The sequence below is a fragment of the Pseudomonas sp. EL_65y_Pfl1_R83 genome (assembly GCF_963970695.1).
In the GTDB taxonomy this organism is placed as follows: Bacteria; Pseudomonadota; Gammaproteobacteria; order Pseudomonadales; family Pseudomonadaceae; genus Aquipseudomonas; species Aquipseudomonas tritici.
The window spans coordinates 74,002-97,006 of record NZ_CAXAQI010000003.1 but is presented as its reverse complement, the minus strand read 5'-3'; the positions used below and the strand labels follow the sequence as shown (position 1 = coordinate 97,006).

General features: G+C 59.4%; 26 protein-coding genes and 4 tRNA genes. 10 read left to right on the top strand and 20 right to left on the bottom strand.

All coding sequences use genetic code 11. The features are described 5' to 3' along the window. Positions 1-28: 28 nt before the first annotated feature. Positions 29-442 (bottom strand): pilin, encoded by a 414-nt coding sequence (locus tag AACY08_RS04875; protein WP_339417595.1) that lies wholly within the window; start codon positions 440-442, stop codon positions 29-31. 202 nt (positions 443-644) lie between these two features. On the opposite strand from AACY08_RS04875, the gene AACY08_RS04870 reads away from it, so the two are divergent. Genes AACY08_RS04870 through yacG form a run of 4 tightly spaced genes read left to right on the top strand, consistent with a single transcriptional unit; the run spans position 645 to position 3,533 of the window. Then, positions 645-1,853, top strand: a complete 1,209-nt coding sequence (locus AACY08_RS04870; protein ID WP_339468394.1) for a type II secretion system F family protein — start codon at positions 645-647, stop codon at positions 1,851-1,853. Continuing rightward, on the top strand, positions 1,850-2,716 hold the full coding sequence (locus tag AACY08_RS04865) for a prepilin peptidase (protein ID WP_339468392.1): 867 nt from the start codon (positions 1,850-1,852) through the stop codon (positions 2,714-2,716). The genes AACY08_RS04870 and AACY08_RS04865 overlap by 4 nt, the downstream gene beginning before the upstream one ends. Further along, positions 2,713-3,336 carry a dephospho-CoA kinase gene (gene coaE / locus AACY08_RS04860; RefSeq protein ID WP_339468390.1) on the top strand — a complete coding sequence of 208 codons (624 nt, stop codon included), beginning with the start codon at positions 2,713-2,715 and terminating at the stop codon, positions 3,334-3,336. The genes AACY08_RS04865 and coaE overlap by 4 nt, the downstream gene beginning before the upstream one ends. After that, positions 3,333-3,533, top strand: coding sequence for a DNA gyrase inhibitor YacG (yacG, locus tag AACY08_RS04855; RefSeq protein WP_339468388.1), 201 nt, complete (start codon positions 3,333-3,335; stop codon positions 3,531-3,533). The genes coaE and yacG overlap by 4 nt, the downstream gene beginning before the upstream one ends. On the opposite strand, the gene AACY08_RS04850 is transcribed toward yacG, so the two are convergent. The 3 genes from AACY08_RS04850 to AACY08_RS04840 all read right to left on the bottom strand — a co-directional run bounded on the left by AACY08_RS04850 (position 3,530) and on the right by AACY08_RS04840 (position 4,973). Continuing rightward, positions 3,530-3,745 carry a hypothetical protein gene (locus tag AACY08_RS04850; RefSeq protein WP_003171680.1) on the bottom strand — a complete coding sequence of 72 codons (216 nt, stop codon included), beginning with the start codon at positions 3,743-3,745 and terminating at the stop codon, positions 3,530-3,532. The genes yacG and AACY08_RS04850 overlap by 4 nt on opposite strands. Positions 3,746-3,819: 74 nt before the next feature. Next, positions 3,820-4,509, bottom strand: a complete 690-nt coding sequence (locus AACY08_RS04845) for an energy-coupling factor ABC transporter permease (protein WP_339468386.1) — start codon at positions 4,507-4,509, stop codon at positions 3,820-3,822. Continuing rightward, positions 4,506-4,973 (bottom strand): FAD/FMN-containing dehydrogenase, encoded by a 468-nt coding sequence (locus AACY08_RS04840; RefSeq protein ID WP_339468385.1) that lies wholly within the window; start codon positions 4,971-4,973, stop codon positions 4,506-4,508. Before AACY08_RS04840 ends, AACY08_RS04845 begins: the two co-directional genes overlap by 4 nt. A 103-nt stretch (positions 4,974-5,076) precedes the next feature. On the opposite strand from AACY08_RS04840, the gene AACY08_RS04835 reads away from it, so the two are divergent. From AACY08_RS04835 to AACY08_RS04825, 3 genes are read left to right on the top strand one after another with little or no spacing between them, the layout of a single operon-like run. Then, positions 5,077-5,706, top strand: coding sequence for a DUF1780 domain-containing protein (locus AACY08_RS04835; protein ID WP_339417397.1), 630 nt, complete (start codon positions 5,077-5,079; stop codon positions 5,704-5,706). A 54-nt stretch (positions 5,707-5,760) separates the two neighbouring features. Next, on the top strand, positions 5,761-5,934 hold the full coding sequence (locus AACY08_RS04830) for a DUF3094 family protein (protein ID WP_339417395.1): 174 nt from the start codon (positions 5,761-5,763) through the stop codon (positions 5,932-5,934). Positions 5,935-5,994: 60 nt separating this feature from the next. Next, positions 5,995-7,293 carry an NAD(P)/FAD-dependent oxidoreductase gene (locus AACY08_RS04825; protein WP_339468384.1) on the top strand — a complete coding sequence of 433 codons (1,299 nt, stop codon included), beginning with the start codon at positions 5,995-5,997 and terminating at the stop codon, positions 7,291-7,293. Positions 7,294-7,414: 121 nt separating this feature from the next. Here the strand turns inward: AACY08_RS04825 and AACY08_RS04820 are convergent. The 7 genes from AACY08_RS04820 to rluD form a co-directional block, all read right to left on the bottom strand. Further along, positions 7,415-7,491: transfer RNA gene (locus AACY08_RS04820), tRNA-Pro, on the bottom strand. Positions 7,492-7,585: 94 nt separating this feature from the next. Continuing rightward, positions 7,586-7,661: transfer RNA gene (locus AACY08_RS04815), tRNA-Lys, on the bottom strand. 5 nt (positions 7,662-7,666) lie between these two features. After that, positions 7,667-7,743 (bottom strand) — tRNA-Pro (locus tag AACY08_RS04810). Between the two features lie 9 nt (positions 7,744-7,752). Continuing rightward, a tRNA-Asn gene (locus AACY08_RS04805) sits at positions 7,753-7,828 on the bottom strand. Positions 7,829-8,144: 316 nt separating this feature from the next. Then, the gene (gene clpB / locus AACY08_RS04800; RefSeq protein ID WP_065875161.1) at positions 8,145-10,709 is read right to left on the bottom strand and encodes an ATP-dependent chaperone ClpB; all 2,565 of its coding nucleotides are present in this window, start codon (positions 10,707-10,709) and stop codon (positions 8,145-8,147) included. A 130-nt stretch (positions 10,710-10,839) separates the two neighbouring features. Next, a complete protein-coding gene (gene pgeF / locus AACY08_RS04795; protein ID WP_339468383.1) occupies positions 10,840-11,565 on the bottom strand; it encodes a peptidoglycan editing factor PgeF in 726 nt (241 codons plus the stop codon). Continuing rightward, entirely contained in the window at positions 11,562-12,524 is a 963-nt protein-coding gene (gene rluD, locus AACY08_RS04790) for a 23S rRNA pseudouridine(1911/1915/1917) synthase RluD (RefSeq protein ID WP_049710064.1), read from the bottom strand. The genes pgeF and rluD overlap by 4 nt, the downstream gene beginning before the upstream one ends. Before the next feature lie 149 nt (positions 12,525-12,673). Here rluD and AACY08_RS04785 point away from each other — a divergent pair, with 149 nt between their 5' ends. Continuing rightward, entirely contained in the window at positions 12,674-13,699 is a 1,026-nt protein-coding gene (locus AACY08_RS04785) for an outer membrane protein assembly factor BamD (RefSeq protein ID WP_339468382.1), read from the top strand. A 124-nt stretch (positions 13,700-13,823) separates the two neighbouring features. Then, positions 13,824-14,057, top strand: a complete 234-nt coding sequence (locus tag AACY08_RS04780; RefSeq protein ID WP_339419518.1) for a PP0621 family protein — start codon at positions 13,824-13,826, stop codon at positions 14,055-14,057. Here the strand turns inward: AACY08_RS04780 and thiO are convergent. The 5 genes from thiO to pilV form a co-directional block, all read right to left on the bottom strand. After that, positions 14,044-15,153 carry a glycine oxidase ThiO gene (gene thiO, locus AACY08_RS04775; protein ID WP_339427182.1) on the bottom strand — a complete coding sequence of 370 codons (1,110 nt, stop codon included), beginning with the start codon at positions 15,151-15,153 and terminating at the stop codon, positions 14,044-14,046. The two genes, AACY08_RS04780 and thiO, sit on opposite strands and share 14 nt — an antisense overlap. Positions 15,154-15,215: 62 nt before the next feature. Next, on the bottom strand, positions 15,216-15,617 hold the full coding sequence (locus AACY08_RS04770; protein WP_339468669.1) for a type IV pilin protein: 402 nt from the start codon (positions 15,615-15,617) through the stop codon (positions 15,216-15,218). Positions 15,618-15,628: 11 nt separating this feature from the next. Further along, positions 15,629-16,159, bottom strand: coding sequence for a pilus assembly PilX family protein (locus AACY08_RS04765; RefSeq protein ID WP_339468381.1), 531 nt, complete (start codon positions 16,157-16,159; stop codon positions 15,629-15,631). 6 nt (positions 16,160-16,165) lie between these two features. Beyond that, positions 16,166-16,873 carry a PilW family protein gene (locus AACY08_RS04760; protein WP_339468379.1) on the bottom strand — a complete coding sequence of 236 codons (708 nt, stop codon included), beginning with the start codon at positions 16,871-16,873 and terminating at the stop codon, positions 16,166-16,168. Further along, entirely contained in the window at positions 16,870-17,355 is a 486-nt protein-coding gene (pilV, locus tag AACY08_RS04755) for a type IV pilus modification protein PilV (protein ID WP_339468378.1), read from the bottom strand. The genes AACY08_RS04760 and pilV overlap by 4 nt, the downstream gene beginning before the upstream one ends. A 193-nt stretch (positions 17,356-17,548) precedes the next feature. Here pilV and AACY08_RS04750 point away from each other — a divergent pair, with 193 nt between their 5' ends. After that, on the top strand, positions 17,549-18,130 hold the full coding sequence (locus AACY08_RS04750; protein WP_339468377.1) for a GspH/FimT family pseudopilin: 582 nt from the start codon (positions 17,549-17,551) through the stop codon (positions 18,128-18,130). On the opposite strand, the gene ispH is transcribed toward AACY08_RS04750, so the two are convergent. The 4 genes from ispH to ileS form a co-directional block, all read right to left on the bottom strand. After that, complete coding sequence (gene ispH, locus AACY08_RS04745) at positions 18,084-19,031, bottom strand: 4-hydroxy-3-methylbut-2-enyl diphosphate reductase (protein WP_339468375.1); 948 nt, start codon at positions 19,029-19,031, stop codon at positions 18,084-18,086. The genes AACY08_RS04750 and ispH overlap by 47 nt on opposite strands. 193 nt (positions 19,032-19,224) lie before the next feature. After that, positions 19,225-19,662 (bottom strand): FKBP-type peptidyl-prolyl cis-trans isomerase, encoded by a 438-nt coding sequence (locus AACY08_RS04740; protein WP_179678478.1) that lies wholly within the window; start codon positions 19,660-19,662, stop codon positions 19,225-19,227. 7 nt (positions 19,663-19,669) lie between these two features. After that, positions 19,670-20,179 (bottom strand): signal peptidase II, encoded by a 510-nt coding sequence (gene lspA / locus AACY08_RS04735; protein WP_339468374.1) that lies wholly within the window; start codon positions 20,177-20,179, stop codon positions 19,670-19,672. Then, positions 20,172-23,003: an isoleucine--tRNA ligase gene (gene ileS, locus AACY08_RS04730; protein WP_339468373.1), complete on the bottom strand. Its 2,832-nt coding sequence runs from the start codon at positions 23,001-23,003 to the stop codon at positions 20,172-20,174. Before ileS ends, lspA begins: the two co-directional genes overlap by 8 nt. Positions 23,004-23,005 lie beyond the last annotated feature (2 nt).

Here is a 23,005-nt window from a genome sequence, read left to right as displayed (position 1 = left end):
CTCAACTTCCCTGTGGAGGGTTTAGCAGTTATGCACCGTCGGCGCCGCAGCCCTTGGCGATATATTTCGCGTCAGCGGTGGTGGTGCATTTCCAACCAGTGGTGGCGTTGCGCGTCAGGCTGATGGTCTTGCCCAGTACTGGCGCGGGAGCGTCGAGTATTTCGCAACTGATGGAACCCGCGCCCGTCGCCACATCCCCTGCCACATCGATCTTGCAATTGGCGGTTGGGCTGACGCCACCGATCAACGCCAGCGTGGGTACGGTGCCTTGGTTGAGGGTGTCTTCATACCCAGGCTTCAACGCGGTGATTTCAGCCAACCCGGCGGTGAACTTGGCCTTGGCCTGGTGGGTGGTGTACATGGGCAGGCCGATGGTGGCCAAGATGCCGATGATTGCCACGACGATCAACAACTCGATCAAAGTAAAACCTTTCTGACGCATCACTTTCATTCTCCAGAATAGAACTCATGACAAGGCGCTTCCTGCGCCCCGTGTTGTGCAGCGGCGCCAGTGTACTCATCCGCAAGCGCTCAATCGCGCACTGGACGCACATTCTGACATTTTATCCTGCGCTGCCAGCCTGCCCGAATCCGTCACCTGACTAAGCTATAAATCTTCGACGACCTCTCTGCGGAACCCTGTCATGGATAACGCTTCAACGCTGTACGCCTGGGAAGGCATCAACCGTAAAGGACGTAAGGTGTCCGGGCAAACCGCAGGGCACAACCCCGCCTTGGTCAAGGCTCAGTTGCGCCGGCAAGGCATCAGCCCAGGCCTGGTGCGCAAGCAATCTGCCGTGTTGCCAAGCTTGGCACCGTCGATCAAATCGACAGACATCACCCTACTCACTCGCCAGCTGGCCACACTGCTGAAGGCCGGCATTCCTCTTCTGCAAGCCTTCGACATCATCGGCGAAGGCTTCGACAACCGAGCTGTGCGTGAGCAGGTGCAAGGGTTGAAACAGGCGATCGCCGCCGGCTCCAGCCTGGCCGAAGCGTTGCGCAAACAACCGCGCTATTTCGATGAGCTGTATTGCAACCTGGTGGCGGCCGGTGAACAGGCCGGGGCACTGGAAACACTGCTGGAGCGCGTGGCAATACATCGGGAAAAGAACGAGCAATTAAAGGCCAGGATCAAAAAGGCCATGACCTACCCGATCGCCGTGCTGGTGGTGGCCAGCGTTGTCACCGGCGTTCTATTGATCCACGTCGTACCGCAGTTCCAGAACCTGTTTGCCGGGGTCGACGGCAAGCTGCCCGGTTTTACCTTGCAGGTTATCGCTCTGTCCGAGTTCATCCAGAAAGCCTGGTGGATCATGGCGCTGGGCGCTCTTGCGGGAGCTCTGGGATTGCGCCACGCCTATCGTGCCTTGCCTGCTTTTCGTCTATGGCTGGACACCGGTTTGTTGAAAATGCCTCTGGCAGGCAAACTGCTGAGCAAATCAGCCGTGGCTCGCTATGCCCGCACGCTTTCCACCACCTTTGCCGCCGGCGTTCCGTTGGTGCAGGCACTGGAATCTGTGGCTGGTGCTGCCGGTTCAGGACCGTTCAAACAGGCAATCGAACATATGCGACACGATGTATCCACTGGCATGCAACTGAATCAATCCATGGTCGCCAGCGGACTGTTTCCCGCAATGGCGATCCAGATGACGGCCATCGGCGAAGAGTCGGGCACACTGGACTGCATGCTGGAAAAGGTCGCCAGCCATTACGAGGCCGATGTGGACAACTTGGTCGACAACCTCACCAGCCTGATGGAACCGCTGATCATGGTGGTATTGGGGGGTATCGTTGGCGCGCTGGTGATCGCCATGTACCTGCCGGTCTTCCAATTGGGGAGTGCCTTTTGAACCTGCTGCTGGGTGAACACCCATTGGCTTTTGTCATGATGGCATTGGTATTGGGGCTGGTGATTGGCAGTTTTCTCAATGTGGTGGTGTGGCGCTTGCCGAAAATGCTCGAGCGTGAATGGCGCGCCCAGGCCCATGAAGTGCTCGGTTTGCCCGCTGAGCCTGCCGGGCCGACTTACAATTTGATGCATCCCAACTCCTGCTGTCCGCACTGCAATCATCCGATACGTCCCTGGGAAAACATCCCGCTACTCAGTTATCTGCTTCTCAGAGGGCGTTGCGCCCATTGCCAGAGCGCGATCAGCGCCCGCTATCCACTTACAGAACTGGCGTGCGGGCTGATCTCGGCCTGGGTGGCCTGGCATTTCGGCTTTGGCTGGCAGGCGGGAGCGGTGATGGTGCTGAGTTGGGGATTGTTGGCGATGAGCCTGATCGATGCAGACCATCAACTGTTGCCCGATGCGTTGGTGATGCCGTTGTTATGGCTGGGTCTGATCATCAACGGGTTGGGCCTGTTGACGACATTGCCGGACGCCCTGTTGGGCGCGGTGATCGGGTATATGAGCCTATGGAGCGTGTTCTGGCTGTTCAAGTTGGTCACTGGCAAGGACGGCATGGGCCACGGCGACTTCAAGTTACTGGCGCTGCTCGGCGCCTGGGGTGGCTGGCAGATCCTGCCGATGACGCTGTTGATGTCGTCCCTGCTTGGGGTGTGCGCAGGCTTGATCCTGATGCGTCTGCGCAAGACCCAGGCATCGGCGCCCATGCCGTTTGGTCCGTATCTGGCAATTGCCGGCTGGATTGCATTGCTCTGGGGTGGTCAAATAACCGACTTCTATTTGCAGTCTGTCGGTTTCAGATGACCACTTCTGTTGCAGCACCCTGGATTCTCGGCCTCACCGGCGGCATCGGCAGCGGCAAAAGCGCGGCCGCCCAACACTTTATTGACCTGGGTATTGACCTGGTGGACGCCGACCACGCCGCCCGCTGGGTGGTCGAGCCTGGCCGGCCGGCACTGGCGCGCATCGCCGAGCACTTCGGTGCCAGCGTGCTGCAGCCTGACGGCCAGTTGGACCGCGCTGCATTGCGCAAGCTGATCTTTGAAGTACCCGAAGAGCGCCGCTGGCTTGAAGCCTTGCTACACCCGTTGATTGGCGAGGAGATTCGCAACCACCTGGCGCTCGCGCAGTCGCCTTACGCAATCCTGGTATCGCCGCTGCTGGTTGAGTCAGGCCAGAACAGCATGACCCAACGCATCCTGGTGATCGACGTGCCGCAATCGCTGCAGATTCAGCGTACCCTGCAGCGCGACGGCATCACCGAACAACAGGTACAGGCAATCCTCAAGGCGCAGTCAAGCCGTGAAGACCGCCTGAACCATGCCGATGACATACTGGTCAACGACAAGGACCTCGCCTGGCTGCACAGCGAGGTCGAGCGACTGCACCACTTTTACCTTACTTTGCGTGGAGGCCGAACATGAGCCAACCCTTGACCGTCGATTGCCCAACCTGCGGCGCACCCCTGGAATGGAAAGCGACCAACCTCAACCGGCCGTTCTGCTCGGACCGTTGCAAGCTCATCGACCTCGGCGCCTGGGCGGCCGAGGAACACAAAATCCCGGTGGCTCCGGATGCCGAAGACGAGCTGTTTTCCGAAGACCTGCCGCCGCGCCATTAAGGGCGCATAAAGGCGTATTCCTGCTGGTCGTCGAGGTTCTCTGCAAGGTATTGCAGCTCGTCGGCCAGGTCTTCAAAACTGCGCACACCCTTGCTCTGCTGCACCACCGCACTGAGCATGGCGCGCAGGGTCAAGCCTGGGTCAAAACCAATTTCCTGTGCCGCATCCTGGCTTCTGCGCAACTCCTGCCGTGCCCACTCGTACACACTCATGATCGTGCCCCCGCCTTGCCTAGGAAAACTTCGCAGAGCATGGGCCTGCTCGGCTACGCGGGATTTGATCTGGGTCAACGCTGTGAATCGTCGCCCTTCCAGGGCGCCGAGAGGTAGCGAGTACGGTTGAAGGTCTCCAGCCATTCCGGGCAAAACACCACCAAAGCGCTGATGACCATGCCGTTGATAAAGGCCTCTGGAAAGATGATCAACCACAGATAACCGACGAAATCCTCCAGCCATTCCGGCATGGCAAAAAGACCGTCGAACCACAACAGCCCAAGCCCGAACAACAGGCAGAGCAACGCCGACAGTGCGGCGGCAAAAAAGCCGGAGCAGAAGATATACACAAAGGGATTGCGCGGTTGCGCACGCTCGACCAGCAATGCGCAGCCCTCGGTAACCAACACTGGCAGCCCGATAAGCAGCAAGCCGTTGACACCAAGGGCGGCCAGGTCCTGGCGCCCCAACAACATCAGGCCCACCTGGGCAGCAAAGCCGCCGACGATCGCCAGAGGCCAATCCAGCAGCAGGGTGACGGCAGTCATGCCGATAAAGTGGTAGGACACACCGGTATCGAAATCCCGCCGTACCAGCCACAGCATGAACAACGCGAACACCGTGCCGAACAGCAAATGCTGACGCCGCCGGTCGGCAAACAACTCGACCCATGGCGAACGCAAGATTGCCCACAGCACCACCGGCGCGCACAACAGCCAGCCGATGCCAAGGGTTTGCGGCGCCAACACGGCCGCACTGATCACGGTTTCACCTGCTCCAGGGCTTGGCGCAGCTCAGCGCCAGAGCTGTATTCGCGTTGCGCGACCAGCTTGCCGTTATCCAGTTGCAGCCACAGCACCTTATCCACAGGGCCCGGATAACGCGGCGCGATGCGCGCGTCACGGTCCAGCATGACCCGGTAGTTATAGGACTGCATGGCCGGCACTGCGAACAGTTTGGCGATCAGTCGGGGCATGCGCTGGATATCGGCGACAAACACCCCGCGCCTTGCCTCCAGATACCCCTTGGGCTGCCCTTGCAGTGCCGTATCCACCCATTTGGCGGCTTCCATGCTGCGCGCCACCAGCAAGATCTGCGCTTGGTCATTCAGGGTGTAGGGCTGGTCGAATTGATCCAGCAACGTCCAGGGCGCCAGGCGCTCACCCACTTCAACGGCCTGGGACCACACGGGAAAAAGGCTGAGCATCAGCAACACTAAAAACTTCACTACGCACTCCTAAAGTACGATTTGACGATCGAGTGACCAGTCTACACCGAGCTTTTACAGCGGGACTTCCTGCGGTCATGATTTGAGCGCTAAGCTGCTACCTATGGATGACTCAGATTACTTGCGTCTGCTCACCGTGGCGGCCGAACAAGCCAACGCTTTCCTGTCCAATGCCCGCAAGTGGGAGCGTGAGCGTTGGGTCTGCCAGCGCCTGCTACAAGGCTTGAACGTGCCCTACCGGACTGAAGAGTTTCACGCCGCGGGGCAAGAACCGCCGGACGTGCTGTTTCGCGACGCCAGTTTCGAAGTGTTTTTTGTACTGGATGAAGGCCGTCGCCTGAACGACGAATGGCGTGACGAGTTGCTGCGCCGCCGCAGCGCTTTCTCCCTGAGCCAACTGGTACGACGTGAAGCCAAGCCGCGACGCATTCCGGCCCATGAGTTTTTAATGCGCTTGGCGCCCACGCTGCGCAAAAAGGCCCACAACTATAAAGAGCGCGGCATGGACCTGGGGGAGCTGGATATCGTCGCATTCTCCAGTCTCAAGCGCGAAGTACTCGACCTTAACAGCCACTTCCCGCCACCGACGGAATACCTGCGCCAGGGCTGGCGCTCGCTGTCACTGGTGGGGCCGACCTTTGCACGGGTGCTGTTCGCACACCCGGACGCGCCGGATTTCTTGCGCAACAACCTGGGCCGCAGCATAGTGTTCGACGTGGGCATCAGCCTCTGAGCCCCCGGACTGTAACGTGGCGCCCTTTTGCAACGTCTACCTGACGAGGCCTTTATGACCAGCCGCCTGAACCCCGATGACCAACAGCATGTCGAAGAGTATCTGCAACTCTCCCAACACCGAGTCGAGCGCAAGCCTTTCCGGCCATGGCTGCTCCTCTGTGTGGTGCTTGTAGTGGTGATCGGCCTCGGCCTGTTGAGTCGCCTTTTGAGTTACCTGACGCTATGAGCTGCCTGGCGCTCGCGGGGGTAACCGCTCAGATTTCTTTTAGCCTTGCGAGATATCCCCATGACCCATCGTATTATTATCGTCGGCGGCGGCGCCGGCGGCCTGGAGTTGGCTACCCGCCTGGGTAAGACTCTGGGCAAGCATGGCACCGCCAGCATCACGCTGGTGGACGCCAACCTGACCCATATCTGGAAGCCCTTGCTGCACGAAGTGGCCGCAGGTTCGCTGAACTCTTCGGAGGACGAACTCAATTATGTCGCCCAGGCCAAATGGAACCACTTCGAGTTCCAACTAGGGCGCATGAGCGGGCTTGACCGTGAACAAAAGAAGATCCAGCTCGCCGCCACTCTTGATGAAGAAGGCCGTGAGCTGGTGCCCGCACGCGTGCTCGGCTATGACAGCCTGGTGATCGCGGTCGGCAGCACCACCAATGACTTCGGCACCGAAGGCGCAGCGCGACACTGCCTGTTCCTCGACACCCGCAAGCAGGCCGAGCGCTTCCACCAGCAATTGCTCAACCATTACCTGCGTGCCCATGCCGGGCAGACCGATGTGGTGGAAAAAATCAGCGTCGCCATCGTCGGCGCCGGTGCGACCGGCGTCGAACTGGCCGCAGAGCTGCATAACGCCGCCCAAGAGTTGGCCGCCTATGGCCTGGACCGCATCAAGCCGGAAAACATGCACATCACCCTGATCGAAGCCGGGCCACGGGTGTTGCCTGCCCTGCCGGAGCGTATCGGCGGGCCTGTGCATAAAACCCTGGAAAAGCTCGGAGTGACGGTGCTGACTAACTCGGCGGTCAGTGAAGTGACGGCCGACGCCCTGATCACCAGCAGCGGCCAAGTGATTCCAGCCAGCCTCAAGGTGTGGGCCGCTGGCATTCGCGCACCAGGTTTCCTCAAGGATATCGACGGCCTGGAAACCAACCGTATCAATCAGCTGCAAGTGTTGCCGACGCTGCAAACCACACGCGACGAAAACATCTTCGCCTTTGGTGACTGCGCTGCTTGCCCACAAGTGGGCACCGACCGCAACGTACCGCCACGGGCCCAGGCGGCTCACCAACAGGCGTCGCTGCTGGCAAAATCGCTGAAGCTGCGCATTGAAGGCAAGGACCTACCGTCGTACAAGTACACCGACTATGGGTCGCTGATTTCGCTATCGCGGTTCTCGGCGGTGGGTAACTTGATGGGTAACCTCACTGGCAGCGTGATGCTGGAAGGCTGGTTGGCGCGGATGTTTTACGTGTCGCTGTACCGGATGCACCAGATGGCGCTGTACGGTTTCTTCCGTACGGCGATGCTGATGCTGGGCAGCAAAATCGGCCGAGGCACCGAGCCACGCCTGAAGTTGCACTAACAACACGGCCTCGGATGGGATCTGGTAAATGTGGGAGCCCGCTCCCACATTTATTTTGCGCTGAGTCAGGATTTGCGCGCAAAAAAAATCCCCGCATCTTTCGACACGAGGATTTTTAATATGGTCGGGGTAAGGGGATTCGAACTCCTGACATCCTGCTCCCAAAGCAGGCGCGCTACCGGACTGCGCTATACCCCGGTAATAAAAAGGCGACCTTTCAGTCGCCTTCTTCGATCAGTGCTTTTGGCCTCTGATCTTAAGATCTGATTCCAGCGTTAACTGGTCTCAAAAATGGTGGGTCGTGTGGGATTCGAACCTACGACCAATTGGTTAAAAGCCAACTGCTCTACCAACTGAGCTAACGACCCAAATATGGTCGGGGTAAGGGGATTCGAACTCCTGACATCCTGCTCCCAAAGCAGGCGCGCTACCGGACTGCGCTATACCCCGGCTTGAAATTGGCTCCGTGACCAGGACTCGAACCTGGGACCCAATGATTAACAGTCATTTGCTCTACCGACTGAGCTATCACGGAACTACATATTTCAAAGTGTTACTTATTTCAAAGCATTTTTACTGCGGTGTAACCTTCTCTTCGACTTTCCCGTATCGCTACGTTCATGTGTCTGAGGCGCGCTATTCTACAATCTTAAAAACCCCTGTCAACCCTTTAAATTGCTTTTAAGACAATGATTTGCGCTTGTTTCTGATTTCTTCTTGGGGAGAAGAAACCCGTGGGCTGACGTTGCTGCGGGGCGCACTTTACAAGCCTTTGCCTTACAGTTCAACGCCCTATCGAAAAAAAAAGCCCCGCAATGCGAGGCCTTGTCTTATCAGCCAACAGCCTGGGCTCAGTGGAAGACGATTTCGTCGTTTTCCACAGTCGCCGTGACGCTGGTGCCCGGCATGAAGCTACCCGACAGAATCAACTGGGCCAGCGGGTTCTCGATCCAGCGCTGGATCGCACGTTTCAACGGCCGTGCCCCATACACCGGGTCGTAACCGACCGCGATCAATTTCTCCAACGCGTCACTGCCCAGCTCCAGCGACAGTTCGCGCTCAGCCAGACGGCTGCGCAGACGGCCCAGCTGGATCTCGGTGATACCCGCGATCTGGTCACGTGCCAGAGGCTCAAAGATCACCACTTCGTCGACCCGGTTGATGAATTCCGGACGGAAGTGCGTGGTCAATGCATCCATTACCGCAGCGCGCTGGCCCTCACGATCACCTACCAGCTCCTGGATCTGCGCCGAGCCCAGGTTGGAGGTCATCACGATCACCGTGTTGCGGAAGTCCACGGTACGCCCGTGACTGTCCGTCAGGCGGCCATCTTCCAGCACTTGCAACAGGATGTTGAACACATCCGGGTGCGCCTTCTCGACCTCATCCAGCAGGATCACCGAGTAAGGCTTACGCCGCACGGCTTCGGTCAGGTAACCGCCCTCCTCGTAGCCCACATAGCCTGGTGGGGCGCCGATCAAGCGAGCCACCGAGTGCTTCTCCATGAATTCGGACATATCGATCCGCACCATGGCTTCTTCGGTATCAAAAAGGAACTCGGCCAAGGCTTTGCACAGCTCGGTCTTGCCCACGCCGGTCGGGCCGAGGAACATGAACGAACCACTTGGGCGATTCGGGTCGGACAACCCGGCACGGGAACGCCGTACTGCGTTGGACACCGCCACCACGGCCTCTTCCTGACCAATGACGCGCTGGTGCAACAGGCTTTCCATTTTCAACAATTTGTCGCGCTCGCCTTCGAGCATCTTCGACACCGGAATGCCGGTCCACTTGGAAACGACTTCGGCAATTTCTTCCTCGGTCACCTTGCTGCGCAGCAACTGGTTCTCGCTTTTACCGTGCTGATCGACCATCTGCAGGCTGCGCTCCAAGTCCGGGATCACCCCGTATTGCAACTCGGCCATGCGGTTCAGGTCGCCTTTACGACGCGCAGCTTCCAGTTCCTGGCGGGACTGCTCGATCTTTTGCTGGATCTGCGCAGAACCCTGCACTTCAGCTTTCTCCGAGGTCCAGATTTCCTCCAGGTCGGAATACTCGCGCTCCAGACGCACGATTTCTTCCTGAAGTTTTTCCAGACGCTTCTTCGCCGCTTCGTCTTCTTCTTTCTTAAGGGCCTGGGACTCGACTTTCAGTTGAATCAGACGCCGATCCAGACGGTCGAGTACTTCCGGCTTGGAATCGATTTCCATGCGGATACGGCTGGCCGCTTCGTCGATCAAGTCGATGGCCTTGTCCGGCAACTGACGGTCAGTGATATAGCGATGGCTCAACTTGGCCGCTGCAATGATCGCGCCGTCGGTGATCGCCACCTTGTGGTGAACCTCGTAGCGCTCTTTCAAGCCACGCAGGATCGCGATGGTATCTTCTTCGCTCGGCTCTTCCACCAGCACTTTCTGGAAGCGACGCTCAAGGGCGGCGTCTTTTTCGATGTACTGGCGATATTCGTTGAGCGTGGTAGCACCGACGCAGTGCAACTCACCCCGCGCCAAGGCAGGCTTGAGCATGTTGCCGGCATCCATGGACCCCTCACCTTTACCGGCGCCGACCATGGTGTGCAATTCGTCGATAAACAGAATGATCTGCCCTTCCTGCTTCGACAGTTCATTAAGCAGGGATTTGAGGCGTTCTTCGAACTCACCGCGAAACTTGGCACCTGCAATCAACGACCCCATATCCAAGGACAGCAGGCGCTTGCCTTTCAGGCCGTCTGGCACTTCGCCATTAATAATGCGCTGAGCCAGGCCTTCGGCAATCGCGGTCTTACCCACACCAGGCTCACCGATCAGCACCGGGTTGTTCTTGGTGCGGCGTTGCAGCACCTGGATAGTGCGACGAATTTCATCGTCACGGCCGATCACCGGGTCAAGCTTGCCCTCTTCGGCACGCTTGGTCAGGTCGACAGTGTATTTATCCAGGGCCTGACGCGACTCCTCATGGTTAGGGTCGTTTACCGCGTCACCGCCACGCAGGTTGTTGATGGCGTTTTCCAGGGCCTTCTTGCTCACGCCCTGGCCCAGCAACAATTTGCCAAGCTTACTGTTCTCGTCCATCGCGGCGAGCAACACCAGCTCACTGGAAATGAACTGGTCGCCTTTCTGCTGGGCCAGACGGTCTGCCTGATTGAGCAGACGCGCCAAGTCCTGGGACATATTCACGTCGCCGGTCGGGTTTTGGATTTTCGGCAGTTGGTCGAGCTCTTTGCTCAACTCCTTGCGCAAGCTGTTGACGTCAAAGCCCACCTGCATCAGCAAGGGCTTGATAGAACCACCTTGCTGTTCCAGAAGTGCCTGCATCAGGTGCGCAGGCTCAATGGCCGGATGGTCAAGGCCCACCGCCAAGGATTGGGAGTCTGATAAGGCCAACTGCAATTTGCTGGTTAAACGATCAATACGCATTAGTCACCTTCCTTTTGAGCAGGCCGGAGCTATAAAACATCCTGAATGAAGAAACCTGCCAGATACCCCTATAGATGCGGTCGATTCTGGGAGATTCAAGCTACGGGTAGTTGACGCAGATCAGAAGAGTCTAGCGCTCGAGCCAGATAAGGGAGGCGAACCGACCGGTGCGCGAACTGCGGCGGTAAGAAAAGAAGCGTGGATCGGTCACCGTGCAGAAACCGCCACCGTAAACAGCCGTGACACCCCGCGCGGCAAGGCGCAGACGGGCCAACTGATAGATGTCGGCCATGAACTTGCCGGGGGTGCGGCTGGGCACAAAGGCTTTGGCGGTAATCGGCAGTTGCTGCATAAAGGCTTCACGCACTTCAGGGCCGACTTCGAAGGCATGTGGGCCAATGGCCGGGCCGAGCCAGACCAACACGTCAGCGGGTTCGGCGTCCAGGCTGTCGAGAGCAGCTTCCAACACGCCTGCCGCCAACCCGCGCCAACCGGCATGGGCAGCCGCCACACGGGTGCCGGCGCGGTTGCAGAACAACGCGGGCAGGCAATCAGCAGTCATTGCGGTACAGGCAATGCCTGGAGTGCTTGTCCAACTGCCATCGGCTTCGGCAGTCTGGCCAGGGTCGGCCTCGACCACCTTGATACCGTGGACTTGGCGCAGCCAAGCCGGCTGTATAACGAAGGCATCGGTAAGCCGACGGCGATTTTCCAGGACGGCGTCCAGGCTGTCCTCGACATGATCGCCCAGGTTGAGGCTGTCGAACGGCGCTAGACTGACGCCGCCTGCACGAGTGGTGACGCAGGCCTTCACCTGAGCCGGCGCAGGCCAGTCAGGAATCAGCCAGTCACTCATCCGATAAATGCCTCGCGATCCTGCTTGAGCAGCGACAACAACCAGACCAGATCGTCCGGAAGAGGCGATTCCCAGCTCATCCGCTTACCGCTCGTCGGATGATCCAACTCCAGGAAGCGTGCATGCAGTGCCTGGCGCGGGAAGGATTTAAGCGATTCAACCATTGTCACACTGGCCGCCGGCGGAATACGGAAGCGACCGCCGTAGGCCGGATCTCCGACCAACGGGAAGTTGATGTGCGCCATGTGCACGCGAATCTGGTGCGTGCGGCCGGTTTCCAGCTTGACCCGCACATGCGTGTGGGAGCGGAAACGCTCAAGTACACGGTAATGACTGACAGCTTGCTTGCCGCCCTCCATCACCGCCATACGCTGGCGCTGTTGGCCGTGACGACCGATCGGGGCGTTGATCTTGCCACCTGCCACCACCACGCCGATCACGATGCACTCGTAGATTCGGCTGACGCTGCGGCTTTGCAATTGTGTGACCAACTGCGTCTGCGCCTGAATGGTCTTGGCCACCACCATCAAGCCGGTGGTGTCCTTGTCCAGACGGTGCACGATGCCGCAGCGCGGGACATTAATGATGTCCGGCACGTGGTGCAACAAGGCATTGAGCAAAGTGCCGTCAGCGTGCCCGGCAGCCGGATGAACCACCAGGCCTGCGGGTTTGTTGATGACCAGGATGTCGTCATCTTCATAGACGATGTCCAGCTCAATGTCCTGGGCGACCCATTCTCCCTGGGCTTCCTGCTCGGCAGTCAGCTCAAGAATCGCACCGCCATGGACTGTGTCTCGCGGGCGGATAACCGCTCCATCCACAGTCAGGCGGCCGTCTTTGATCCAGGCGGAAAGGCGCGAGCGCGAGTGCTCAGCGAATAATTGTGCGGCGACTTGATCGAGGCGTTGGCCGCCCAATTCGGACGGCACCTCTGCGCGAAGTTCAATTTTATCGGACATGCTCAGACTAGGCGTGGCACAGCCTTTGGTTTCGGCTGCGCGCTTGTGGTTAAATACGGCGTCTTTTGCCCCGAGGCTTTCAACGGGGCGCTCATCATAACAGGACGGCCCCGCCCAAGACAGCGGCCGTCATAGGGACGCAAGCCGCCATGCAAGTGAAACACCTGCTGCTGATCGCCATCCTCGCCATGACTGCTGCTTGCTCGTCAACAAAGGAAGTCGTCGACGAAAACCTGAGCGAAGTCGAGTTGTACCAACTGGCTCAGAAAGACTTGGACAATAATAGCTACACCAGCGCCACAGCGAAGCTGAAGGCACTGGAGTCGCGTTATCCGTTCGGGCGCTACGCCGACCAGGCTCAGCTCGAGCTGATCTACGCCAACTACAAGAACGCCGAGCCGGAAGCTGCCAAGTCCGCCGCCGAGCGTTTTATCCGCCTGCATCCGCAGCACCCGAACGTCGACTACGCCTACTACATGAAGGGCCTGACCTCGTTCGACCAGGACGTTGGCCTGCTGGCGCGCTTCCTGCCGCTGGACATGACCAAGCGTGACCCGGGCGCTGCCCGCGACTCCTACAACGAGTTCGCGCAGCTGACCAGCCGCTATCCCAACAGCCGCTACGCGCCGGACGCCAAGCAGCGCATGATCTACTTGCGCAACCTGCTGGCCTCCTACGAGATACATGTGGCTCACTACTACCTGACCCGTCAGGCCTATGTAGCTGCCGCCAACCGTGGCCGTTATGTTGTCGAGAACTTCCAGGAAACCCCTTCCGTCGGTGACGGCCTGGCGGTCATGACCGAGGCTTACCAGCGTCTGCACCTGGACGAACTGGCCAGCACCAGCCTGGAAACCCTGAAGCTCAACTACCCGGATCACCCGAGCCTGAAAGATGGCCAGTTCGTACCTCAGGTTGCCGAAGCCGACAACCGTTCGTGGCTGAGCAAGTACACCCTGGGCCTGATCGAGTCCCGTCCACCGCTGCCGCCGGGCGAAACCCGCGCCAACCAGGACGTGATCAAGCAGTACCAGGACGCCAAGGACGCTATCCCTTCGGACCTCAAGCCGCATGACGAGAACGGCGACGTGATCGAAGAGGAAGAGCCACAGGCCCTGGGCAACAACCAGGACCGCTCATGGTTCAGCTACATGACCTTTGGTGTGTTTGACTGATTGCACCCTGCGTCATCAAGAAGGAGCCTTTCGAGGCTCCTTTTTTGTGAGCGGTATTATTGCGCTGTGCGCCTGGCACGTCCTTGGCTAAACTGGCGCATTCCTTGTCGAGAAACTGCCCATCATGCTTCGTCTACTGTTCTGGATTGCCGTCATTGCCGCTGCAGTATGGTTCTGGCGCAAATTCAAAAGCCCGGCCGCCAAACAGCAACGCGCCAGTGAGCCCGACGCCGCCTTGATGGTGCGCTGCGCCCACTGCGGCGTGCACCTGCCGCAGGATCGCGCCTTGAGCTCGCGCCAGGAGTGGTATTGCACCCAGGCGCATCTTGAGCAGGGGCCGACGTCTATCCAGCGCTGATCCGCCCCTCAGGCGCATAAGGCGCCGGGTCGATGATCGGCGTACGCGCCAGCAGCAAGTCAGCAAACAATTGGCAGGACGCCGGCGCAAGCACCAGGCCGTTGCGGTAATGCCCGCAGTTGAGCCACAACCCGTTGAAGCCCGGCACGCGGCCGATGTAAGGGATCCCTTCCGGCGAACCTGGGCGCAATCCGGCCCAGTGCCCAACAACCTCGGCGTCCGCCAAGGCAGGAATCAACTCAACCGCTGACGCCTTGAGGCTTTCCAGCGCTGTTTCAGTAGGGGTCTTGTCGAAGCCTTCATGCTCCAGCGTACTGCCGATCAGGATATGCCCGTCACGCCGAGGGATCGCATATCGCCCCTTGGCCAGGACCATGCTCGACAGGAAGTCCGAAGCGCATTTGTACAGGATCATCTGGCCTTTGACCGGTTCCACCGGTAGCGCCAAGCCCAGCGTGCCCAGCAACTCACCGCTCCAGGCGCCCGCCGCAAGGACGACCTGATCACCGAAGATCGGGCCATCGGCCGTCTTCACGCCCACCACATTGCCAGCGTCCAGGACAAACCCGGTTACTTCACACTGTTCATGCAGGGTCACACCGGGCAACGCCAGCAGTGCAGCCTTGAGGGATTTGACCAGGCGCGGGTTGCGCACATTGGCGACGTTGGCCATGTAGATCGCCTGGGAGTACCCGCTGCCCAGCACCGGAACGGCATCATGGGCGGCTGATACATCCACTTTGCTCAATGGCCGGCCTTCACGTGCAGCCCAAGCCAAGGCTTCGGCTTCGTCGTCCAGGTCCAGCCAGTACAGCCCAGTGGTGTGCACCTCAGGGTCGACACCCGTCGCAGCAAACAAACGCTCTGCCAACTGTGGATAAAAATCCTGGGACCAATGCGCCAGCGCGGTGACTGCCGGGCTATAGCGCCACGGATACAGCGGCGAAACAATCCCGCCGCCCGCCCAGGAAGACTCCTGCCCCAACCCCGCACGCTCCAGCAGCACCACCGCTTGCCCTTGGGTCGCCAGGTTGAACGCCGTCAACAAGCCGATGACCCCGCCACCGACTATCACTACCTGCTGTTGCTCTGCCATGATTTGATCCAGCCGATAAATAGGAACAAGCGCACCCGGCGCCCAATCATCCAGCACCCTCATTATTGCCCCCAGCACAGCTTGCGCGACATGTCCGGCGCCGCGCCCGGATTGGACCGCGCAGCGGTGCTGGTCAGGCTGAAGTCGCCGCAAGGGTCGCCGACCATTATCGAGTCGACAGCAGGCGTAGCCACTAACTGGAAATCCTGAGGGTTCAATGCAGCGCTGATTCTATAGCGATCATTGCCCGCACTGACGCCGTTCGCGTCAATAAAAGTGCCATTCCTCGTATAAAAGCGCTCCAAGTGTTGAGCTTGCTCGGTCAACAACGCGACGATTTCAGCGCGATACACCTTTTTCATATGGCCGGTGTATCCGGGATAAGCGATCCCAGCGAGAACCGCGATGAGCGCCACAGCGATCAGTAACTCGATCAGGGTGAAACCCTGGCTATCCATGCCCATTACATTGCTCCTTATTGAAGTTGCCGCCATGCCACACGCCGAAAACGCGAGCCACCCTCCTCGTCCACCCGTACGTAGACGCTCTCGAGCACCGTGCGCAATTGGCCGCTCAGCCCCACAGCTGTCACTCGATACACCGCAGCGCGGGTTTGCGGCGGTAAATGGGCCACCCCTACTGCAGGGCCCAGGAATTGAATGCCGTATACACCGCCCTTAAGCGCAACCCAGATGACGCCAGAAACGGGGTCCACTCCCGCTCCGACCACTGACAATGCTGCTTGCGGCGGCGCGCAGGCAACCATCGACTGGCACAACGGCAGCGCCGCGAATGACTGCTGTATGGCCTGTTCACCGCGCCTCAAGCCACTCTCGGCACTTTGCAGCGACTGATTGCGCTGCCAGAGACTACCGGCGATCTTTTGCTGGGTGACTGCGCCTTGCATCGACGACAAACCGATCAGCGACACCAGCAACAGGAACACCAGACTGGTCAGCAGAACCATGCCCGCCTGGCGCAAACGAATACCCTCCGTGAGCATCATGGTGGCTTACCCCAGACGGTTTCGCAGCGCCGCCACGACGCTGTAGGTTTGATCTTTAACCCGTTCGGCCGGATCTCGCAGCGTCATCAGGATGCGAACACTGCGTATCAGGGATACATCGGCGGGACTCGAGTCGTAGCGCACTACCTCCGTTGATGCGGCTTTGGCCACCACGCCAAAGCTGATATCAAAAGCCTGCACGTTATCCACCAGCACTGTCTTGGCGGGTGCCGCAGGCGTGCTGACCTTTAATTGGCCTGTTTCGAAGATGTACGTGAGCTGGCGCAGTGCAAAACGGATCTGTCCGGGTGCAGGCACAGGGGAATTTCCGGCATACGCTTGGGCGCTGCCTGTGCAGTCAGATAGCACCGTCCAATCGGGTTTGCCACTCTCATTGCCGACATCCGCGGTCACCAGCGTCAGCGACTTTGCACCCGCCCCGGCACTCCAACTGACAGGCCGATCAAAGGCCGGAGGAGCGTTGTCGATAAACTCCGCGGCCAAACAGCCAAACATGCCCGCCTGACGGATATCCTGGGTCATCTTGCCCAGCAAGAACCGCGCATCATCCTGCAGCATCATGGCGGCCTGCTGGCTGTCGTGGGTGGTCCTGGAACTGATCGCCACCTGGCTGACCCCTAGCACGAGCACCAAGCCCATCGCCAAAGCCAACAGCAATTCCACCAAGCTGAAACCTCGAGTGCGATGCCTCATTGCGTCACCCCCGGCTTATCACTGACGCGACTGGTCAGAATGAATGTTTCCCGAGCACCCGGGCTGATAGCGCCTCGGCTGTCATCCCAACTGATACGGACAGTGGCTTCGTTTGCACTGATCGACACCACGCCCTTCGCGCTATCCCCAGCGAAGCCGAGAATATTAGCCTCGAAATCATGCAGGTCCTGGTCGCGTACACTGGCGGTAGCGCTGCTCGCCGGGGCATGCTCGGACCGCTCCCATGCGTAGTCGGCAGCGGAATTGGCGCGGATTCGGTCGAGCATGTCGTAGGCAATGAAACTGGCCTGGCTGGTCATCCTGGAACTGTCGGTGTATTTCAGCGCATTGAGCTGGATCACCGCCGCACCCAACAGCCCGATGGTGAGAATCAGCACCGCAACCAACACCTCGATCAGCGTCATGCCGAGCTGATGCCGCGCTAAGGCGTGGGAAAAGCGGGTGTTTGGGCAGGCAAGCATTACCGTCGTCATCCGTGTCGAAGGCCAGAAAAAAGCAGCTGAAATCTGCTGTACGGCCCAAGACTAGCGTCGGTTTTTCGCCCGCGCTGCTCCCGGAACAAAGCGAAATACTTTGGACATAAAGGCCACCATCCAGCACCACAGCACGGGCGCTATACCTATGGCTGTACTCAAATCCATGGAGGGATGGCATATGCAACAACGAGGTTTCACCCTGATTGAACTGCTACTCGGACTGATCGTGAGCAGCATCCTGGCTAACCTGGCAGTGCCCAGTTTCAAGAGCCTGCTGGAGTCACAGCAAAGACATAGCGCGGCACAGTCCTTAGCGGGAGGGCTGCGCTACGCACGCACCGAAGCCGTCGCACGCAACCGAGCGGTGGTCATTCACGCGCTGGACGACGACTGGAGCCGGGGTTGGCGGGTGATCGTGGATGAGAGCGGACGCGGCCACTTGGACGATAAAAACCCGGTATTGCTGGAGCGTCAGGACAGCGGGAAGGTACCGATCGTCGGCAATGGCCCGCTCAAGAACCAGGTGCGCTTCAGCAGGCTGGGCGAGCCAATATTTTCAGGGGGAGGATTTCGTGCAGGTACTGTGCATGTGTGCAACTCGGAGCAGCCACAGAGCTTGTATCAGATCGTACTGGCGCCCAGCGGGCGCATCAGCCTGCGCAGCGACCGTGCCGAGCAGGCATTGTGCCGGAGCTACTCCGGCACCCGGGTAATTAGAGCAGCGAGCGAACCCGCAGCTCCTTGGGCATGGAGAACGTGATGTTTTCTTCGCGCCCAGCCAGTTCGTCCGCACCGGTGGCCCCCCACGCATGCAACTGCTGGATAACGCCGCGCACCAGCACTTCCGGGGCCGAAGCGCCCGCCGTGATACCAATGCGCCCGACGCCATCGAACCAGCTGCGCTGCATGTCTTCGGCGCCGTCGATCAGGTACGCAGGGGTTGCCATGCGCTCAGCAAGCTCACGCAGGCGGTTGGAGTTGGAGCTGTTAGGGCTGCCGACCACCAGGACCACGTCACATTCATTGGCCAGTTGCTTGACCGCGTCCTGCCGGTTTTGGGTGGCGTAGCAGATGTCGTCCTTGCGCGGCCCGCCAATGGCCGGGAAGCGACTGCGCAGCGCGTCGATAACACGGCTGGTGTCGTCCATGGACAAAGTGGTCTGGGTCACGAACGCCAGGCGTTCAGGGTTTTGCACCTGAAGATTGGCAACATCCTTTTCGTCTTCGACCAGGTAGATAGCCCCGCCATTGCTGGCATCGTACTGGCCCATGGTGCCTTCAACTTCCGGGTGGCCGGCATGGCCGATCAGGATGCACTCTCGACCGTCACGGCTGTAGCGCGCGACTTCGATGTGTACCTTGGTGACCAACGGGCAGGTGGCATCGAAGACTTTCAGGCCACGGCCTGCCGCTTCGGTACGCACGGCCTGGGAAACACCGTGGGCGCTGAAGATGACGATTACGTCGTCCGGCACCTGGTCCAGCTCTTCGACAAAGATGGCACCACGCGCGCGCAGGTCCTCGACCACGAATTTGTTGTGGACGACTTCATGGCGCACGTAAATCGGCGGCCCGAAGACTTCCAGGGCGCGATTGACGATTTCGATCGCCCGGTCCACACCAGCGCAGAAGCCACGGGGGTTGGCGAGTTTGATTTGCATGCTGTGCCTCGTGTCTTGCAGCCACTTAGGGTCAAGTTTGACGCTAACTCAACTGACAATGAAGATCAAAGGTGGGAGCGGGCTTGCTCGCGAAAGCGGTGGGTCAGTCGACATATGCATAACTGACAGAGCGCATTCGCGAGCAAGTCGAAACGTCGCACCGCCCCTCCCACATTTTTAACCGCGTCCTCGGTCAGAGCGCTTTAACGTCGATGATTTCAACGTCAAAGGTCAAGGTTTTACCGGCCAGCGGGTGGTTGAAGTCGATGGTCACTTGCGCGTCATCGAAGGTTTTCACCACGCCGGGCAGCTCGGTATTCGCCGCATCGTTGAAGATCACCAGCAGGCCTTCCGACAGGTCCATGCCCTGGAACTGCGAACGCGGGATGATTTGCACGTTTTGCGGGTTAGGCTGGCCAAAGGCGTTTTCCGGCAGGATCTGCAGGGTACGCTTGTCACCCGCCTTGAAGCCGAACAGGGCCGCTTCGAAACCCGGCAGCAGGTTGCCGTCGCCCACCTTGAAGGTAGCCGGGGCTTTGTCGAACGTGCTGTCGACCGTGTCGCCATTCTCCAGGCGCAGTGCGAAATGCAAGGTGACTTCCGTGTTCTGGCCGATGCGTTGCTCAGCCAATACCTGATCAGTCATTGACGGTCTCTCCGGTTTTCTTACTTTTGAACATGTCCAACGCCAGCATGATTGCACCGACGGTGATGGCGCTGTCGGCAAAATTGAACGCTGGGAAGTACCAACGGTTCTGCCAATGCACCAAGATGAAGTCAATCACATGGCCCAGGGCAATGCGATCGTACAGGTTGCCTAGCGCGCCACCCAACACCAGAGCCAAGGCGATCGCCAACCAGGTGTCATCGCGACCAAGACGCTTGAGCCACACTACCAGCACCGCACTGACCACCACCGCGATCATGGCGAACAGCCAGCGCTGCCAGCCGCCTCCTTCAGCGAGGAAGCTGAAGGCCGCGCCGGTGTTGTAGGCCAGGGTCCAGCTGAAGTAATCCGGGATGACTACGATCTGCTGGAACATTTCCAGAGTGCCCTCGAAATGAGCCTTGCTGATCTGGTCAATGACCAGCACCAGCAAGCTCAATACGAGCCAGCCCAGACGTCCGAAACGACCGGCATTAGGCATAGTGGCGAACCTCACCAGCACCGCTGATGTTGTCGACACAACGACCGCAGATTTCCGGATGCTCCGGGTTCACGCCGACGTCTTCACGGCAGTGCCAGCAACGGGCGCACTTGGCGAAGGCCGACTTGACCACTTTGAGCTTGAGGCCCGGGACTTCGGTGGCAACCGCGTCTGCCGGAGCCTGGGCAAACGGTGCCAGGCTCGCGGTGGAGGTGATCAGCACGAAGCGCAGTTCGTTGCTCAGCTTGGCCAGGTCGGCGGTCAGGCCTTCCTCGGCAAACAGCGTGACTTCGGCTTGCAGGTTGCCACCGACAGCCTTGGCCGCACGTTGCACTTCCAGCTCCTTGTTCACCGCAACCTTGACGGCCATTACACCTTCCCAATACTCGCGGCCCAGTTCGAAGTCGGCCGGCAGTTCGGTCAGGCCTTCGTACCAGGTGTTGAGCATCACGGACTCGTTACGCTCGCCCGGCAGGTATTCCCACAGTTCGTCGGCGGTGAACGCCAGGATCGGCGCGATCCAGCGCACCAGCGCTTCGCTGATGTGATACAGCGCAGTCTGCGCCGAGCGGCGTGCCTTGCTGTTGGCGCCAGTGGTGTACTGGCGATCCTTGATGATGTCGAGGTAGAAACCACCCAGTTCCTGCACGCAGAAGTTGTGGATCTTCGAATAGACGTTCCAGAAGCGGTATTCGCCGTAGCTCTCCTGCAACTCACGCTGCAGCAACAGGGTACGGTCCACAGCCCAACGGTCCAGGGCGAGCATGTCCTCGGCCGGCAGGATATCGGTGGCCGGGTTGAAACCGGTCAGGTTTGACAGCAGGAAGCGTGCGGTATTTCGGATACGGCGGTAGGCATCGGCGCTACGAGCCAAGATCTGATCCGACACGGCGATCTCGCCCGAATAGTCGGTCGACGCTACCCACAGACGCATGATGTCGGCGCCCAGGGTGTCGTTGATCTTTTTCGGCTCGATCACATTCTTCAACGACTTGGACATCTTGCGGCCCGTCTCGTCGACGGTGAAGCCGTGGGTCAGCAGTTCGCGGTACGGCGCATGGTCGTCGATGGCGCAACCGGTCAGAAGCGACGAGTGGAACCAGCCACGGTGTTGGTCCGAACCTTCCAGGTACAAGTCGGCACGCGGGCCAGTCTCGTGGCCCATGGGGTGTGAGCCGCGCAGGACGTGCCAATGGGTGGTGCCGGAGTCGAACCACACGTCGAGGGTGTCGCTGATCTTGTCGTACTGCGGCGCTTCATCACCCAGCAGTTCAGCGGCGTCCATTTTGAACCAGGCTTCAATACCTTGCTGTTCAACGCGCTGGGCGACGATTTCCATCAGTTCAACGGTACGTGGGTGCAGCTCGCCGCTTTCCTTGTTCAGGAAGAACGGGATCGGCACGCCCCAGTTACGCTGGCGGGAGATGCACCAGTCCGGACGATTGGCGATCATCGAGTGCAGGCGCGCCTGGCCCCAGGCCGGGACGAACTTGGTTTCTTCGATAGCCTTGATCGCGCGGTTACGCAGGGTGTCGCCGCGGGTCGGCTCTTTGTCCATGCCGATGAACCACTGCGCGGTGGCGCGGTAGATCAGCGGAGTCTTGTGGCGCCAGCAATGCATGTAGCTGTGCTGGATGGTGGCGGTTTGCATCAGCGCACCGACTTCACGCAGCTTTTCGATGATCGGCTGGTCGGCCTTGAAGATGAACTGGCCGCCGAAGAACTCCAGCGACGGCACGTAGACGCCGTTGCTCTGCACCGGGTTGATAATGTCGTCGTTGACCAGGCCGTACTTCTTGCAGATCACGAAGTCGTCCACACCATAGGCAGGCGAGCAGTGAACAACGCCAGTACCCGAACCCAGTTCGACGTAGTCAGCCAGGTACACCGGCGACAGGCGGTCATAGAATGGGTGACGGAAGTTGATCAGTTCCAGCGCAGAGCCGGTGGTGGTGGCGATCACCGAACCTTGCAGCTCGTAACGCGCCAGGCAAGCCTCGACCATTTCTTCAGCGAGCACGAGCAGGCGGTCACCGACGTCTACCAAGGCGTAGGTGAATTCCGGGTGCACGTTCAGCGCCTGGTTGGCCGGGATGGTCCACGGGGTGGTGGTCCAGATCACGATGGCAGCCGGTTTGCTCAGGCTTGCCAGGCCGAAAGCCTGGGCCAACTTGGCGTCTTCGGCGATCGGGAAGGCCACGTCGATGGTCGAGGACTTCTTGTCTTCGTACTCGACTTCCGCCTCAGCCAGGGCCGAACCACAGTCGAAGCACCAGTTCACAGGCTTGAGGCCCTTGAACACGAAACCGCCTTTGACGATTTCGGCCAAGGCGCGGATTTCACCGGCCTCGTTCTTGAAGTTCATGGTCTTGTACGGGTTGTCCCACTCGCCCAACACACCCAGGCGGATGAATTCGGACTTCTGCCCTTCGATCTGCTCGGTGGCGTAGGCACGGCACAGTTCACGGGTTTTATCCGCGCCCAGGTTCTTGCCGTAGGTCACTTCGACTTTGTGTTCGATCGGCAGGCCGTGGCAGTCCCAACCCGGGACGTACGGCGCGTCGAAGCCCGACAGGGTTTTCGAGCGCAGGATCATGTCTTTGAGAATTTTATTCAGCGCATGACCGATGTGAATCGTGCCATTGGCATAAGGAGGGCCGTCGTGCAGGACGAACTTCGGACGATCCTTGCCAATTTCGCGCAACTTTCCGTACAGGCCAATACTGTCCCAGCGCTGCAGGATCTGCGGTTCGCGCTGTGGCAGGCCGGCCTTCATTGGGAAGGCGGTGTCCGGAAGGTTTAGCGTGGCTTTATAGTCGGTCATTT

Coding starts and splice junctions, on each gene's coding strand:
- yacG (WP_339468388.1), top strand. CDS start 3,333: ATGAGCCAACCCTTGACCGTCGATTGCCCAACCTGCGGCGCACCCCTG.
- ispH (WP_339468375.1), bottom strand. CDS start 19,031: ATGCAAATCAAACTCGCCAACCCCCGTGGCTTCTGCGCTGGTGTGGAC.
- ileS (WP_339468373.1), bottom strand. CDS start 23,003: ATGACCGACTATAAAGCCACGCTAAACCTTCCGGACACCGCCTTCCCA.
- AACY08_RS04830 (WP_339417395.1), top strand. CDS start 5,761: ATGACCAGCCGCCTGAACCCCGATGACCAACAGCATGTCGAAGAGTAT.
- AACY08_RS04765 (WP_339468381.1), bottom strand. CDS start 16,159: ATGATGCTCACGGAGGGTATTCGTTTGCGCCAGGCGGGCATGGTTCTG.
- AACY08_RS04835 (WP_339417397.1), top strand. CDS start 5,077: ATGGATGACTCAGATTACTTGCGTCTGCTCACCGTGGCGGCCGAACAA.
- AACY08_RS04785 (WP_339468382.1), top strand. CDS start 12,674: ATGCAAGTGAAACACCTGCTGCTGATCGCCATCCTCGCCATGACTGCT.
- AACY08_RS04875 (WP_339417595.1), bottom strand. CDS start 442: ATGCGTCAGAAAGGTTTTACTTTGATCGAGTTGTTGATCGTCGTGGCA.
- thiO (WP_339427182.1), bottom strand. CDS start 15,153: ATGGCAGAGCAACAGCAGGTAGTGATAGTCGGTGGCGGGGTCATCGGC.
- pgeF (WP_339468383.1), bottom strand. CDS start 11,565: ATGAGTGACTGGCTGATTCCTGACTGGCCTGCGCCGGCTCAGGTGAAG.
- clpB (WP_065875161.1), bottom strand. CDS start 10,709: ATGCGTATTGATCGTTTAACCAGCAAATTGCAGTTGGCCTTATCAGAC.
- AACY08_RS04760 (WP_339468379.1), bottom strand. CDS start 16,873: ATGAGGCATCGCACTCGAGGTTTCAGCTTGGTGGAATTGCTGTTGGCT.
- AACY08_RS04770 (WP_339468669.1), bottom strand. CDS start 15,617: ATGGGCATGGATAGCCAGGGTTTCACCCTGATCGAGTTACTGATCGCT.
- coaE (WP_339468390.1), top strand. CDS start 2,713: ATGACCACTTCTGTTGCAGCACCCTGGATTCTCGGCCTCACCGGCGGC.
- lspA (WP_339468374.1), bottom strand. CDS start 20,179: ATGCCTAATGCCGGTCGTTTCGGACGTCTGGGCTGGCTCGTATTGAGC.
- AACY08_RS04780 (WP_339419518.1), top strand. CDS start 13,824: ATGCTTCGTCTACTGTTCTGGATTGCCGTCATTGCCGCTGCAGTATGG.
- AACY08_RS04850 (WP_003171680.1), bottom strand. CDS start 3,745: ATGAGTGTGTACGAGTGGGCACGGCAGGAGTTGCGCAGAAGCCAGGAT.
- pilV (WP_339468378.1), bottom strand. CDS start 17,355: ATGCTTGCCTGCCCAAACACCCGCTTTTCCCACGCCTTAGCGCGGCAT.
- AACY08_RS04870 (WP_339468394.1), top strand. CDS start 645: ATGGATAACGCTTCAACGCTGTACGCCTGGGAAGGCATCAACCGTAAA.
- rluD (WP_049710064.1), bottom strand. CDS start 12,524: ATGTCCGATAAAATTGAACTTCGCGCAGAGGTGCCGTCCGAATTGGGC.
- AACY08_RS04825 (WP_339468384.1), top strand. CDS start 5,995: ATGACCCATCGTATTATTATCGTCGGCGGCGGCGCCGGCGGCCTGGAG.
- AACY08_RS04750 (WP_339468377.1), top strand. CDS start 17,549: ATGCAACAACGAGGTTTCACCCTGATTGAACTGCTACTCGGACTGATC.